Source organism: Rhizobium sp. NLR16a (assembly GCF_017948245.1).
Taxonomy (GTDB): domain Bacteria; phylum Pseudomonadota; class Alphaproteobacteria; order Rhizobiales; family Rhizobiaceae; genus Rhizobium.
This window is the reverse complement of record NZ_CP072865.1, coordinates 2,694,583-2,708,483: the sequence shown is the minus strand read 5'-3', so window position 1 is coordinate 2,708,483 and position 13,901 is coordinate 2,694,583. Positions and strand designations below refer to the sequence as shown.

Here is a 13,901-nt window from a genome sequence, read left to right as displayed (position 1 = left end):
TTCAACTCAACGCGACCGCCGCCCCAGCGCGCGTATGTCGCGCTGCACCGGCGCCTGGCGGGCGAAGCGGTGGGTTTCGGTTTCCCGAGATGTGCGCGAATCGGTGGTCTCGGCCTTGTAGGTGTAGCGATCGGCGCGCCGCCAGGCCTCCACCCTTTCGTGGCATTCTTCCGGATCGAGCGCATCGAGCACCATCCAGCCGCGCGTCACATTATGCTGTTGTTCGGCAAGATGCGGATAGAATCGTTCCAGCACGAAGACAGCGTCGAGAAAGCCCATGCCGAGGCTCGTCAGCGTCGTGGCGAGCTGCTGGCCGGAGAGGTCGAGCATGATGCGTTCGGCAAGCCAGCGGCTGGCGGAAAGCGCATCGGCGAGTGCGGTGGCGAAATGCGTCGCCTCGTGCGAGCGGGCGAAGCGCACCAGCAGCGCCTCCTGAATGTCGGTGAGGGTGCGCAGGCCGAGCCTGTCTTGATCGTCGCGGCCGAGATGGCCGGCAAGATCGAGGATGCGACCGCGCAAGGCCTCTTCATTGGCGACCCGCTGTTCCTCCAGCGCTTCGGCCTCGTTGCTCTCCACCTGGACTGGCGAAAGCGGGACGGCCAGCGCTTCCGTGATCGGCGCCGAAGCGGTGGCGGAGCGCGGCTGGGTCTGGCGCAGCGCCACCAGCGCGTCGATGACCTTCGGTGAGAGCGAATCGCGGCTGACGATCGCCTTGACATGCGCCGCACCCTGCATGCGGGCGATGGTGATCAGCGTGTCGTCGGCAACGGCCTTCGAGGCGATAAGGAAAGGCGCGGCGATTTCGATCGGCTGATTGCCGATGAACAGCGCCACGGCTGCCGGCATGGTCTCGCATTGGGAAAGGGCGGCGACTGCCTGGCGCTTGGCTTCGTCGGAGGAAGCTTGGAACAGCGGTGTGAAAAGCTCGGCGAATTGGCGCAGTTCGGATCGTGTCGGATGAGACAGGCTCTCGAAACTGCTCACAGTCGCCATCAACACCACGTCCTTTTTCCTGACGGCCAACGGGCCCTCTAGGTCTCGAAACCGGTCACGCACAAGCACACCCTGAAAACGCAGAACCAAGGGAAACCATGGGGCCGATAGCGCTGGCGGGGACGCCTCTCGGACCACACGGATATGAACAAATCCTACACTTGTACGGTTAATGGATGCTGAAGATTTTATTAAAATGATACAGAAATATACCCGAGGAACCTGCGAATAATGGTTAGCCGGCAATGGAAAGGCTATGGGCTCCGAAAGGGCGCTGCGGCGGCAAGCAAACCGGTCCTCCTCCTGATCGGGTCCGGCGATGCGCCATCGCTTGCAGCAGTTATCACTATGCCGCAACGAGAAAGCCGCTTCGCGGACGGCGGGAATTGCAATCGGCGCGCCTCTAAAACGAGTGGGCACCCAGGATAAACCGAAGCCCGCGCTGATCTGCCACAACAAATATTTCTGTGCCGCATATTTGCAACAGCGGCTCTGGATAGATCGCTGTATCGTCGTCAACTATATGAATTTTTTGTAATTTTATATTGCTCGCTGCCTTCCGGTCTTTCAGCGGGGCATGAAACCAAATCGACTCCTCAAGCGTTGAAGAGGAAGTTACGGTAACTGTGTTTGGCATCCGCTGAATATTAGTAAACTGTTAACTGTCATGTGTCTCAATTCGGACAGGAACGACGCGATTTGAGTATTTGGATCGTCGAAACTCCGCATCACGGTATTTCAATCAGGTGCCGTGGGAAAGGCGCGAATGCCCTCGGTCCGGCCATGCCGGCACCGCAGGACGCGCCGGCTCGCAGAGTGGCGGGCAGGGTGAAATCCATCGCAAGTTCATCCGTCTCGGGCAGTGCATGGAGACGAGAATGGCAATAGTAGTCGCATTGGCGGATCGGCGGCCGCGGGCGCCGCGTCGCCTGGACAAGGAACAGCGCGAAGCCAAGATTCTCTGGTTCACGGGGGTCCGCTATGAGCGGCTCGCCGAGAGCCCTAGACATGGTCCGGCGCCCGCGCCGCGCGCCAGAAAGAAGTAAGCGCCTCTTCAACCCCGGAGCGTGATGCCGAATTGAGAACAGACATTCCGCTTAATTGCCGGGGGTGAATTGCTCACAGCCCGCTTCCGTCAGGAAGTTGCGTGCTGCTTCATCGAAGCTTGCCTGCGGTGCCAGCGTCCGTAGCACGGCATAACCATCCGGCCTCGCCATTTCCACCAGGATCGCTTGGTCCAGTTCCTGCGGCAGGTTCTTGCGCAGGTCCGTCAACTGGATCGGGCCGCCCGCCAGAACGTCGAGCGCGCCGCCCACCGAGGTCCGGTCGTTCATGCTGAACACCTCGTTGGAGGCGCTGTCGTAGATCGCGATCGACCAGAAGGGGACGTTGCCCTTGGCGGTGAAATGCACCGGCGCATCCTCGACGTCGAAGGAGCAGACGGCGGTCCGCAGGAAGGGGTCGCCATTGGCGAGACCAGCCTCGTCGTACTGCTCGCCGAGCAGATAGAAATTGTTGAGATCGCCTTCCGCCGCCACGCGGGTCGCCGCATCCCTGCCGGTGAAATGCGGCAGGGACAGGATGATGACGAGATGCAGGAGCGCTGCGCCGAAAAGACCGGTCAGGACGGCGAAGAAGATCCTAAGCATTGCCGCATCCGGTCTTGGTGAGCTTCGGCATGGCGAGATCGATCACGCCGGAGCTGCCGGCGGTTGGCGTGTCGAACAGCGTCAGCACCAGCCGGAAAGTACCGGCCTGCGGCAAGGCCAGCCAGTTGCCCGGCTGAGCGGCGGCGGAGATCTCGATCGAAAAGCTGCTGTCGGGCTGGCGCAGCACCGTCCAGGAATTGAGCGCCGCCGGAAGCCCGGTCTTCACCGCCGCCGGATTGCCGCCATTGTCGGCGGTAAAGAGCGTCCAGAGCCGGGCGGGCGGCGTCTGCCCGCTGAGGCTGTAGCGGCAGCCGGCGTTCAGCCGTGCACCGTCGTCGTCGACGCTCGCCGTGAAGGTCAGCCCCTCGGCGCTGCCGTAGAGCAACTTGCCGGCGCGTGCCCGGTGCGATTTGGCGTAAGGATCGGCATCGACCGTCTGCAACGCCGGAAAGGCCTCCCAGGCGCCAAGCTTGATCGCCCCGAAACCCTGTGTCGCATCCAGCGCATAAAGCGAAATCATGATGCCGCCGCCGAAGGCTACGATCAGCGTGATCAGGATGAAAAGGGGGAATCGAAACACGTCATGACCTTGGAAACCGGGATGACAGGGTTAGCACTGATTCTGGCAGGGTGGAATGCCGCGCCATGACATGGACGTCGATCTGTCCAGATCGCGGGGCACGCGCGTTGGACGCGGATGAGGGGCGGGTCTCGCCGATCTCCGACACGAACGAGCGCAGCGACCACGCAGCGTCTACTCCGAGCTTGCCACCTTCGCCGGCGTCAATGGCGCGGCGGCCTTCAGCTTCCCTCCGAGCTTCTTAAGGATATCAGTCGATTGGACCGAGAGCATGCGCGGCCGGATGAGCTGCGGCAGTCCGTCCTGCGGCTTGGCGGCGACGGTCTTGGCAAGATCCTTTTCCGAGAGCAGGGGGTTTTCGACGCCGGGGATGGGGCGCAACGTCACACCCTGATGGGCGTAGTCCATGGCGCGCTTGAAGGTCATTGCCGGCAGTGAGCCGCCCGTCATGTTGTTGGTCGAGGTATAGTCGTCATTGCCGAACCAGACGGCGCAGGTGTAATTGCCGGTGAAGCCGACAAACCAGGCATCGCGATAGGCCTGGGTCGTGCCGGTCTTGCCAGCTGTCAGGATGCCGTTGTCGAGGGCCGCCTTGCGCGCCGTGCCGACATAGGGAACGCGCGATAGCATCTGGTTCATATAGACATCGGCCTGTTCGGACAGCACGCGTTTCGGCGCCGGCTCGTCGTGGTCGAAATCGTAGAGCACATCGCCTTCGTAATCGAGGATCTGGGTAATGCCGTGGCGGCGCGACTGATAGCCGCCGGCCGGGAAGGTGGCATAGGCCGTCGCCTGGTCGAGCACCGTCACCTCCGATGTCCCGATCGGGATGGTGACGTCGTCGCGGATCGGCGTTTCGACGCCGAGATTCTTCGCCATTGCCCGGATCGGCTGGATGCCGAGCTTTTCCTTGGCAAGCCGCACCGGCACGGTATTGATCGACTGGGCGATCGCCGTCTCGAGTGTGATGCGGCCGACATAGCGGTTCGCATAATTGTGCGGGCTCCAGTTGCCCCAGGAAATCGGGGCGTCGACGATCGTCGTCTGCGGTGTCATCCCGCTCTCCATCGCCAGCGCGTAGGTATAGACCTTGAAGGAGGAGCCCGGCTGGCGCAGCGCCTTGGTGGCGCGGTTGAACTGGCTCTCGCCGTAATCCCGCCCGCCGACCATGGCCCTGACGGCGCCGCCGTTCTCGATCATCACCATGGCGCCCTGCTTGGCGTGATAGGCCTCGCCAAATTCACGCAGCGATGTCTCGACCGAATCTTCGGCCGCCTTCTGGATGCCCATGTCGATCGTCGTGCGCACGATCAGCGAATGCTGGTGGAAGCGCGGCGAAAGACGTTGCACTTCGTCGAAGGCCCAGTCGAGGAAGAAATCCGGCGATTCCACCTCGTTGCGGTCGACGACAGTCGCCGGATTGCGCCGGGCGGCGATCACCTGGCCCTCCGTCATCAGCCCACTCTGCACGAGATTGGTCAGCACCTCGTTGGCGCGGGCACGCGCGGCTGGCAGGTTGACATGCGGCGCATATTTGGCCGGCGCCTTGAACAGGCCGGCAAGCATTGCCGACTCGGCAAGGTTCACATCGGTAATGTTCTTGCCGAAATAGAATTGCGCCGCTGCCGCGGCACCAAAGGTGCCGCCGCCCATATAGGCGCGGTCGAGATAGGTGGAGAGGATTTCCTTCTTGGAGAGATTGGCTTCGAGCCATAGGGCCAGGAAGGCTTCGGTGATCTTGCGATCGATCGAGCGCTCGTTGGAGAGAAACAGGTTCTTGGCGAGCTGTTGCGTCAGCGTCGAGCCGCCTTGCACCACTTCGCCGGCCTGGGCGTTGGTGACCATGGCGCGGAAGAGGCCGATCGCGTCGATGCCGAAATGGTCGAAGAAACGCCGGTCTTCGGTCGCGAGGACGGATTTGATCAGGGAATCCGGCAGCTCGTCGATCGGGACGGAATTCTGGTGGATGACGCCGCGATGGCCGATGACGTTGCCGTAGCGGTCGGTGAAGGTGACGGCGAAATCGCCGCGATTGCGCCAGTCCTCCTTGGTCGCCTCGAAGGCTGGCTGGGCAAGCACCAGCATCAGCACCGCGCCGGCCGCCCCGAGGGTCAGCCCTTCGCCGGCAAGTTCGAAGACCATGCGTTTCCAGCCGCGAACGCGAAAGCGGCGGAAGAAGATGGTGGTGTCTTCCCAGATCTCGGCGGCGCGGAAGCCGGCGTTCCAGACGGTCGAATCGATCCATGAATCGATGCGCAACAGAATGTGGCGGCTCTTCGGCGGCCGCCTGCCCGCCGCGTCACCGGTTCGTTTGTCTGATTCCCTTTCAGGCCCTTTTTCAGGGTTGTCCGGATCCTGCACGTCCTGTATTCCCGCCTGATCGCGCTTGCCTCATGTCCGGCCGCCGGAAAGCGACGAAAGCGCGAGGCCCTCAAGGCCCGAAAAGCTCTCCGATACCAGGAGCATGCTGAAGAATTGATTGATTTTATGGCGGATAACAAGAGAGATAGAGCGGCGGTCACGTGAAATTGGGCCGCTGTTGCAAGAAACGGACGATGACCGATCTGCCCTTCTGGAAGAAGAAGACCCTTGCCGAAATGAGCCCCGCCGAATGGGAAAGCCTCTGCGACGGCTGCGGCCTCTGTTGCCTCAACAAGCTCGAGGAGTGGGAGAGCGGCGATATCTATTTCACCTCGGTCAGCTGCAAACTGCTCGACGGCCAAAGCTGTCGCTGCTCCAGCTATCAGAACCGGTGGGATTTCGTGCCTGACTGCGTGCAGCTGACCAGGGAGAACGTGCCTGAGATCGCCTGGCTGCCGCCGACCTGCGGCTACCGGCTGATTAATGAGGGCCGCGATCTCTACTGGTGGCATCCGCTTGTCTCCGGCGATCCCGAGACCGTCCATGCCGCCGGCATTTCCGCCCGCGGCCGCACGATCAATGAAACCGAGATCGATATCGATGATCTCGAGGATTATGTCGTCGACTGGCCGCTGACCGTGGGTGCGGAAAAGGATGAAGAAGAAGCGTGAGCGGGGTCAGGATTTCACCGCAGTCAGGAAGCGCCGCAATTCCGTCTCCACATAGGCGGCCACCGGGCCGCCCGCGCCAAATCCCCACCAGGTGAGCGATCCCTGCCATTGCGCCAGCATCAGCCGGGCGAGCGTTTCCGGCGCCTTCGCCGAGCCGAAACAGCGCGCGATCGCCGCTGTCAACGCCGTTCCCCAAGCCGCCCCGCGGGCGCGCAGCACCGGATCGCGAAAATCTTCGCGCAGCACTAGCAATCCCTCGCCATAGGCGGCGGCATCATCGCCATATTCATGCGACAGGCCGACGAGCAGCGCGACGGCGCCGTCCGGCGTCTTCGGCACGGCGCCGGCAAGGCGCGCCGTCTCCGCATCCAGCCGGTCCCAGGCGTAAAGCAGCGCGGCGCGCAGCATCGCCGCCTTTGTCCCGAAACGCTGAACCAGGGTTGAACCGGAAAGACCGCTCGCCTTCGCCACCGCGGCAAACGTCGCCGCATCCGGCCCTTCCGCATGGATCAGCGCCAGCACCATGGCGAGAAGCTGTTCGTCGGACAGGGTGCGGCGGCGCGGCATGAAATTCCTCTTGCGTTCATTTTGAATATGAACGAACATTCGTTTATATTCAACCAAAGCCAGTCGCAGTCGGCCGGCTCCCGGTTCTAGCGTGGAGGATGGAGACGTGACAGCGGACTTGCGCGAAAAAGTGGCCTTGGTGGCGGGCGCCACGCGTGGCGCCGGCCGAGGCATTGCGGTCGAACTCGGTGCTGCCGGCGCCACCGTCTATGTCACCGGCCGCACGACACGCGCCCAGCAGTCCGACTATGCCCGGCCCGAGACGATCGAGGAAACGGCCGAACTGGTGACGTCGGCGGGCGGCAAGGGCATTGCCGTACAGGTCGATCATCTCGTTCCGCATGAGGTCGAGGCGCTCGTCGCGCGCATCCGCGCGGAAGCCGGCCGGCTCGACATCCTCGTCAACGACATCTGGGGCTGCGAGAAGCTGTTCGAATGGGACAAGGCGGTCTGGGAGCATTCGCTGGACAAGGGCCTGCGCATGCTGCGGCTCGGCATCGAGACGCATTTGATCACCGCCCATTACGCGCTGGCGCTGATGATCGAGCGGCCGGGCGGGCTGCTGGTGGAGGTAACCGACGGCACGGCCGAATACAACGCCGCGCATTACCGGCTCTCGCCGTTCTACGACCTCGTCAAGACCGGCGTCACCCGCATGGCCTGGGCGCATGCCCAGGATCTGGCCAGACACGGCGCCACCGCCGTTTCGATCACGCCCGGCTGGCTGCGCTCCGAAATGATGCTGGAGGCCTATGGCGTGAGCGAGGAGAATTGGCGCGACGCGACCGGGGTGCAGCCGCATTTTGCCATTTCTGAAACCCCGCGTTTCGTCGGCCGTGCGGTAGCGGCCCTGTCAGCCGATCCCGACCGCGCCCGCTGGAACGGCCAGTCGCTGTCGAGCGGCGGGGTGGCGAAGGCCTATGGTTTCGACGATGTTGACGGTTCGCGGCCGGATTGTTGGCGTTACCTGGTGGAAGTGCAGGAACGGGACAAACCGGCTGACGTAACTGGCTACCGGTGAGGCTGACCGCCGCCCTTGGGCGCGCTGCTGCCATGAGGCGCCGTTTGGGCCGCCGTCTTCATCTGCCCGGCGAAGCTGGTTTCCGGCTTCGTCGCCAGCTTGTCCTTCTTCGGCTTGCGGGCCTCGCGATTGCTTCTCAGCTGTCCCTTTGCCATGGATGGATCTCCCTTTAGATCGGAATTGAAAGCCACGCACTACCGGCCTGCGGAATTGCCCGGCCGCGTCGGTCGGCGCTCGCGCGGCAATCCCTGGATCGCATAGCGGTTACAGACGGGGGTGACCGGTTTCTGTTGCTTCTTCGGTCTGCCGAAATGGTATTCGAGCGCCCGCAAGAGCATGGCCGGCGAGGTGACGCCCTCCTGGAACAGCTTGATCAGCAGCATGGCTGCGGCGTTGCAGGTCTGTTCGTCGCCGGCCGGTATTCTTGCTTTGTAGCCCGCGGTGTCGAGCACACCCTGAAGCATATCGAGATCGGATGACGTCAGATAGGGCTTATCGGAAGTGGAAGACATCGAAGTCCTCCTTTCGTCGGGGCGGGGGTTATGAAACCCTCAGTCGGCAGCGCCCGTGCGATGGCTGCCGAAGCCGAAACAATGCGCCTTTCGCTGGGGCAACGCAACGGGATTTTTGCGGCTGGCGGACGGGTGAGGGCTGCCCTCGGCCCGGCGGCCGCAAGGGTGATGGCGATCTCCAGAGCTACGGCCTGACGGCCGTTATATCTCGCCTTTGTGGAAATAGGCTTCGAGGCGATAGCCGTCCGGATCGATGACGAAGGCGGCGTAATAGAAGCGGCCGTAATCCGGGCGGATACCCGGTTCACCGTTATCCGTGCCGCCGGATTCGATCGCAGCCGCATAAAACGCGTCGACCGCGGCCTCGTTCGGGGCGACGAAGCAGAAATGCAGCCCGGATTGCATGTCGGCCACAACGGGATGGGCAACCTGCATCACCCAAAGGCCGACCTGTTCCGAACCGTAGCCGATCATGCCGTCGGAATTCGACAGGCGCTCATATCCGAGCGGCGCCAGCGCTGCGTCGTAGAAGCGGCGGGCTCTTTCGAGATCTTTGACGCCGATGGAGATATGATCGAACATGGACCGCAAACTCCGTTGATCCCAGGATTGACGGCAGCATCTTTCAATGGCAGCTCCGAGTCAACGAACGAACTTGGCTCGCTCGTAGGTGGGCCGCATACCGGACCGGCCTGTGAAGCCAGCCGCGGTTTCAGTCTTCGACGGCAGTCACGCGCGATGCGGCCCTATTGCAGCTGCGGCTTTTTCAGAAAGCTGTTGCGGTCGGCGGATTTGATCCGCAGCCAGGCTTCCCGGCCGTTGCGCAGAATTCGCATCGGAATCTCGGCGCCGGCCGGGCCGCTGCTCCAGAGCTTTCGGTAGAAATCGGCCAGGCCATCGACCTCCTCGTCGCGGATTTCCGAAATGATGTCGCCCTGACGTAGGCCGGCCTCGGCGGCCGGACCGCCTTCGGCGACGCTCATCACCACCACGCCACCACTGCTTTCGGCGGAGAATGCGCCGAGCCAGGGCCGCGGCGGCTTGTTGACCTGGCCGCGGTTCAAGAGATCGTCCAGGATCGGCGGCAGTAGATCAATCGGAACGACCATGTTGATATCGGCGACCTCGCCGTCCTGGCTCATCTGCAGGCGAAGCGAACCGATGCCGAGAAGCTTGCCGTCCGCGCCGATCAGGGCTGCGCCGCCCCATGCGGGATGGGCCGGCGCAGTAAAAATCGCCTCCTCCAGCAGATATTCCCAATAACCGGCGAATTCCTGTCGGGCCACGATACTTGCCTGGACATATTCGCCAATGCCGTCGGCAAGCACGACGGGATCGCCGGGCTTTGCCGCGGCCGCATCGCCAAAATCCACTGCTGGCGCGTTCAGGACGCCGAGCGCCTGCACCAGCCCGAACCCGCTCTCCTGGTCATAGGCAAGCGGATGGGCGGGAACCACCCGGCCGTCCAGCGTCGTCAACCAGACTTCGTCGGCCTCGGTGATGAGGTAACCAATCGTCAGCACCAATCCATTGTCGCGGATGACCACGCCGCTGCCCTCACGGATGGTTCCCAGCGTCTCCGCCGTGAAGGCATCTTCCGGAATGGAGGAGCGGATGCCCACGATTGACCGCAAGATGGGATTGATATTCATGCTTTCATCCTAATGGAGTGCCGGTACGGAATAAGACCGGCACATTCATTCTTGGATAGGTAAGAGAGTGGGCGACGGGTGCAAGACCGTGTCAAACGGAATCTCCGCCGGCCGATGCGCGATTGCCCGCTAATGGCACACGATCAGGTTCATCGAGCGCCAACCTCATTTCGCATGGTATCGCCGACCTGCTGAGCGGCACCATATTGCCGAGGTGAGCACCCCATGACCCGTTTGAAAGCGGTGCTGAAGGCGCTTTCCGAATCATAACCGAGCGACAGGCCGACGCTCGCAATTGCTTCGGCCGGATTTGCCAGCCGGTCTGCCGCGACAAGCATGCGCCAGCGCGTCAAATAATCCATCGGCGCCAGCCCGACCTTTGCCTTGAAATGGAGGGCAAAGGTGGACCGAGACATCGACGCCCGTTCGGCCAGCAACTGCAACGTCCATTTGCGTGCCGGATCGGCATGCATGGCCGCGAGCGCCGCTCCGATCCGCCTGTCGGTGAGTGCGAAAAGCCAGCCGACGCCGCGGGCATCCGGCGATGCGATATGGAGGCGCAACACCTGCATGAGCATCACATGCGCGAAATGCTCTGCCATCAGAAAACCGCCGGGTTGTCGGTCGCGCAGTTCGCGCGTCATCCGATCGAGCGACCAGCGCAGCACGGCGGCGTGATCGGAATCCCTTTTCACATGAACGATTGGCGGGAGGATGCCGAGAAGGATGTCGGAGTTTCCTCCCGAAAAGGAAAAACGGCTGCCAATCAGGAAGAAATCGCCCCCGCCGTTGCAGGTCGCAATTCCATCGCGGGCAATCGAATAGATCGCCTCGCATGGCATCGCTTCGACAGATGGATCACTGGCGAGACGAAAAGCCCGGCGGCTTGTCAGGAGAAAGCAGTCGCCTTCCTCCAGCCGGACGGACTCGGCAACGCCATCGACGCTGAGCCAGCACGCCCCGGAAATGACCGCGTTGAACTTGATGCCTTCAGGAGGTGGAAAATCGAGCGCCCAGGCGCCGCCGGCATTCAGTCCCGCGGAGACATAGCTTCGAGGTTTGAGCAATGCGAGGACATTGGATAAAGGGTCCATGCGGAAATTCCGGACGATAACGAAGAGGTGACGGACTCTAGCGCATGGATCGTCTGATCGCCACGCCCTATCCTCGCGACTGTCCTACTAGAAACGTTAATGAAGGCAATTATCATGAATGATAAGCAAGTCCCTATCGGCTCCGGCTTCGGAGCCCGCACGACCGCTGTCGAGGTCGTGGCCGGCCTTGATCTTTCCCGCAAGTGCGCCGTCATCACGGGCGGCCATTCCGGCCTCGGGCTGGAGACCACACGCGCTCTGGCTGGCGCTGGCGCTAGGGTAATCATCGGGGCAAGGAACATTGACGCGGCCCGAGACGCCGTTGCCGGCATTGATGGCGTACAGGTCGAACGGCTGGATCTCTCCAATCTGGAAAGCGTCCGCCGCTTCGCCCAGCGCATCGTCACGGCCGGCCGCAGCATCGATATTCTGATCAACAGCGCCGGCATCATGGCCTGCCCGGAGACCCGCGTCGGCGATGGCTGGGAGGCGCAATTCGCAACGAATCATCTGGGCCATTTCGCTTTGGTTAACAGCCTTTGGCCGGCATTGTCGCGGAATGCGCGTATCGTTTCGGTTTCATCAGGCGGCCATCGGATCTCCGGCATCCGATGGGACGACCTGCAGTTCGAGACTGGCTACGACAAATGGCAAGCCTATGGGCAGTCGAAGACAGCCAATGCGCTTTTCGCCCTGCATCTGGACAGGCTCGCGCGCGGCGTTGGTATCCGCGCGTTTTCGCTGCACCCGGGCAAGATCCTCACGCCACTGCAGCGGTATCTTTCACGAGAGGAAATGGTGGGTGCGGGGTGGATCGACTCGAACGGCAATCCGATCGACCCGACATTCAAGACGCCGTCGCAAGGCGCCGCTACCCAGCTATGGGCGGCGACCTCACCTCAGCTCGAGGGTATGGGAGGCCTCTATTGCGAAGATTGCGATGTGGCGAACAGGGCGATCGATGGGAAGCCGGGCGGCGTGAGCGATCACGCCGTTGACCCCGAGCAGGCCGAGCGGCTGTGGGCCCTGTCGGCCAGGCTGAGCGGCATCGACGCCTTCGCGTCACCATCAATGCGGTGAGACATCCAGTCGGCGTCGGCTTCCGTCGCGGAGGCTGACTTTTTTCGTGACAGTGGGGAGATGCAACAATATACGGTCAATGCTTCCATTATGTTGATCGGATCAAGAATGAAAGACTGGCATCCCGACCTGAGCCGCAGCAGCAGCCCGCGTTACATGGCGATCGCCGATCTGATCGAAATGGATCTGCGCAGCGGGCATCTGGCGGTCGGTGACCGGCTGCCGCCGCAGCGCGAACTTGCCAAACGGCTGAACGTCGATTTCACTACGGTGGCGAGAGGTTACGTCGAGGCGCAGAAGCGCGGCCTGGTGGATTCCCATGTCGGCCGAGGCACTTTCGTCACCGGCGCGGCGATCAAACACCGCCAGGACTGGGGCGTCGGCGCCGCACCCGACCCCCGGCGAGCGGCCGTCGTCGACTTCTCGATGAACCTGCCGCCGGAACCTGACGATCCGGAACTGATCGCCCGCATGCGCGAGGGCATGTCGGCGGTGGCGGCGAGCCTGATCCCGCTTCTGCGTTATCAAGGCTTCGGCGGTTCCGGCATGGACAAGGAGGCCGCCGCCGCCTGGCTCGGCCGCCGCGGTCTGACGCCTTCGCAGGAGCGGATCTTCGTCACGCCGGGCGCCCATCCGGCCCTTCTGGCGATCTTCGGCCTCCTGGCAAAGCCCGGCGAGACCGTGATTTCGGAAATCGTCACCTATCCCGGCATGCGCTCGATCGCAGCCCAGTTGCGGCTCAATCTTGCCGGCCTGCCGATGGACGGAGACGGGATCCGGCCCGATGCTTTGGCCTCGGCCTGCGAGCGGTTGAAGCCGAAGGCGCTCTACCTCAATCCGACGCTGCAGAACCCGACGACGTTGACGATTCCAGCTGGCCGCCGCGAGGAAATCGCAGCTGTCGCCCGCAAATATCGTCTGCCGATCGTCGAGGACGATGCCTACGGCTTCATTCCGCAGGAAGGGCCTGCGCCGCTTGCGGCAACGGCGCCCGAGCTGACCTGGCATATCGGCGGCCTGGCGAAATGCCTCGGCGCCGGCCTGCGCCTTGCTTATGTCGTGGCTCCGGACACCAGGGCAGTGTGGCCCTTCGTCGGCGCCATGCGCGCCAACAATGTCATGGCCTCGCCGTTGAATATGGCGCTCGCCACCCGCTGGATCGAGGACGGCACGGCCGATGCGATCCTCCGCTTCATCCGCGCCGAGGCGGGCGCCCGCCAACAGATGGTCGCCGCCATCCTGCCCGCCGGCAGCTACCGCGCCGATCCGATCAGCTTCAATATCTGGCTGCCTTTGGCCCACGGCTGGACCCGTTCCACGTTCGGCAGCCATATGCATTCCTCCGGCATCGGCGTGGTGGCAAGCGATGCCTTCGCGGTCGAGGGCGCCGCACCCGAGGCCGTCCGCGTCTGCCTCGGCGGCCCGATCGCCCGGGCAAAATTACAGGGCGCATTGGAGTTCATGGCCCATGCGCTGGAAGGCCCGCCGGAAATGGCGGGTTCGTTCTTCTGATCCGGCGATATCGCGGCTGAGCCTGCTAGAAGAAAAACGGAATTGGTCTAGGCGGGACGCTCTTCGAATGGATTTACGACAAGCCGCGACCGGTCCTTGACCGGTCGACTTGCTTGTGCGGCAATCTGGCAGATTGATTGGTCTATTCCATATAATGTATTTATATTGAATGCACTCATTATGCGGCATTGACTGAGCCGCGAGATAGG

At 62.7% G+C, this 13,901-nt stretch carries 16 protein-coding genes; 6 read left to right on the top strand and 10 right to left on the bottom strand.

What is annotated here, in order from left to right; translation table 11 throughout:
- Positions 1 to 6: 6 nt before the first annotated feature.
- Positions 7 to 1,056 (bottom strand): hypothetical protein, encoded by a 1,050-nt coding sequence (locus J7U39_RS13200; protein WP_210628594.1) that lies wholly within the window; start codon positions 1,054 to 1,056, stop codon positions 7 to 9.
- An 815-nt stretch (positions 1,057 to 1,871) separates the two neighbouring features.
- On the opposite strand from J7U39_RS13200, the gene J7U39_RS13195 reads away from it, so the two are divergent.
- Positions 1,872 to 2,039 (top strand): hypothetical protein, encoded by a 168-nt coding sequence (locus J7U39_RS13195; protein ID WP_210628593.1) that lies wholly within the window; start codon positions 1,872 to 1,874, stop codon positions 2,037 to 2,039.
- A 51-nt stretch (positions 2,040 to 2,090) separates the two neighbouring features.
- Here J7U39_RS13195 and J7U39_RS13190 read toward each other — a convergent pair whose 3' ends face one another.
- The 3 genes from J7U39_RS13190 to J7U39_RS13180 form a co-directional block, all read right to left on the bottom strand.
- Positions 2,091 to 2,642, bottom strand: a complete 552-nt coding sequence (locus tag J7U39_RS13190; RefSeq protein ID WP_210628592.1) for a DUF1254 domain-containing protein — start codon at positions 2,640 to 2,642, stop codon at positions 2,091 to 2,093.
- The gene (locus J7U39_RS13185; protein WP_210628591.1) at positions 2,635 to 3,222 is read right to left on the bottom strand and encodes a DUF1214 domain-containing protein; all 588 of its coding nucleotides are present in this window, start codon (positions 3,220 to 3,222) and stop codon (positions 2,635 to 2,637) included. The genes J7U39_RS13190 and J7U39_RS13185 overlap by 8 nt, the downstream gene beginning before the upstream one ends.
- 174 nt (positions 3,223 to 3,396) lie before the next feature.
- The gene (locus J7U39_RS13180) at positions 3,397 to 5,583 is read right to left on the bottom strand and encodes a transglycosylase domain-containing protein (protein WP_210628590.1); all 2,187 of its coding nucleotides are present in this window, start codon (positions 5,581 to 5,583) and stop codon (positions 3,397 to 3,399) included.
- Between the two features lie 194 nt (positions 5,584 to 5,777).
- On the opposite strand from J7U39_RS13180, the gene J7U39_RS13175 reads away from it, so the two are divergent.
- Positions 5,778 to 6,254, top strand: a complete 477-nt coding sequence (locus J7U39_RS13175) for a YcgN family cysteine cluster protein (RefSeq protein WP_210628589.1) — start codon at positions 5,778 to 5,780, stop codon at positions 6,252 to 6,254.
- A gap of 6 nt (positions 6,255 to 6,260) precedes the next feature.
- On the opposite strand, the gene J7U39_RS13170 is transcribed toward J7U39_RS13175, so the two are convergent.
- Complete coding sequence (locus tag J7U39_RS13170; RefSeq protein ID WP_210628588.1) at positions 6,261 to 6,821, bottom strand: TetR family transcriptional regulator; 561 nt, start codon at positions 6,819 to 6,821, stop codon at positions 6,261 to 6,263.
- A 106-nt stretch (positions 6,822 to 6,927) separates the two neighbouring features.
- On the opposite strand from J7U39_RS13170, the gene J7U39_RS13165 reads away from it, so the two are divergent.
- Positions 6,928 to 7,842 carry an SDR family oxidoreductase gene (locus J7U39_RS13165; RefSeq protein WP_210628587.1) on the top strand — a complete coding sequence of 305 codons (915 nt, stop codon included), beginning with the start codon at positions 6,928 to 6,930 and terminating at the stop codon, positions 7,840 to 7,842.
- Here J7U39_RS13165 and J7U39_RS13160 read toward each other — a convergent pair.
- Together J7U39_RS13160 and J7U39_RS13155 are read right to left on the bottom strand one after the other, a co-directional pair.
- The gene (locus J7U39_RS13160) at positions 7,833 to 7,997 is read right to left on the bottom strand and encodes a hypothetical protein (RefSeq protein ID WP_176439425.1); all 165 of its coding nucleotides are present in this window, start codon (positions 7,995 to 7,997) and stop codon (positions 7,833 to 7,835) included. The two genes, J7U39_RS13165 and J7U39_RS13160, sit on opposite strands and share 10 nt — an antisense overlap.
- A 39-nt stretch (positions 7,998 to 8,036) precedes the next feature.
- Entirely contained in the window at positions 8,037 to 8,354 is a 318-nt protein-coding gene (locus tag J7U39_RS13155; protein ID WP_210628586.1) for a hypothetical protein, read from the bottom strand.
- Between the two features lie 30 nt (positions 8,355 to 8,384).
- Here J7U39_RS13155 and J7U39_RS13150 point away from each other — a divergent pair, with 30 nt between their 5' ends.
- Positions 8,385 to 8,549 (top strand): hypothetical protein, encoded by a 165-nt coding sequence (locus J7U39_RS13150; protein ID WP_210628585.1) that lies wholly within the window; start codon positions 8,385 to 8,387, stop codon positions 8,547 to 8,549.
- Positions 8,550 to 8,555: 6 nt separating this feature from the next.
- On the opposite strand, the gene J7U39_RS13145 is transcribed toward J7U39_RS13150, so the two are convergent.
- The 3 genes from J7U39_RS13145 to J7U39_RS13135 all read right to left on the bottom strand — a co-directional run bounded on the left by J7U39_RS13145 (position 8,556) and on the right by J7U39_RS13135 (position 11,100).
- A complete protein-coding gene (locus J7U39_RS13145) occupies positions 8,556 to 8,936 on the bottom strand; it encodes a VOC family protein (protein ID WP_210628584.1) in 381 nt (126 codons plus the stop codon).
- A 164-nt stretch (positions 8,937 to 9,100) separates the two neighbouring features.
- Entirely contained in the window at positions 9,101 to 10,006 is a 906-nt protein-coding gene (locus J7U39_RS13140) for a S1C family serine protease (protein WP_210628583.1), read from the bottom strand.
- A 149-nt stretch (positions 10,007 to 10,155) separates the two neighbouring features.
- On the bottom strand, positions 10,156 to 11,100 hold the full coding sequence (locus J7U39_RS13135) for an AraC family transcriptional regulator (RefSeq protein ID WP_210628582.1): 945 nt from the start codon (positions 11,098 to 11,100) through the stop codon (positions 10,156 to 10,158).
- 114 nt (positions 11,101 to 11,214) lie between these two features.
- On the opposite strand from J7U39_RS13135, the gene J7U39_RS13130 reads away from it, so the two are divergent.
- Both J7U39_RS13130 and J7U39_RS13125 read left to right on the top strand, forming a co-directional pair.
- Complete coding sequence (locus tag J7U39_RS13130) at positions 11,215 to 12,180, top strand: SDR family NAD(P)-dependent oxidoreductase (RefSeq protein WP_210628581.1); 966 nt, start codon at positions 11,215 to 11,217, stop codon at positions 12,178 to 12,180.
- Positions 12,181 to 12,288: 108 nt separating this feature from the next.
- Positions 12,289 to 13,692 carry a PLP-dependent aminotransferase family protein gene (locus J7U39_RS13125; RefSeq protein ID WP_210628580.1) on the top strand — a complete coding sequence of 468 codons (1,404 nt, stop codon included), beginning with the start codon at positions 12,289 to 12,291 and terminating at the stop codon, positions 13,690 to 13,692.
- Positions 13,693 to 13,901 lie beyond the last annotated feature (209 nt).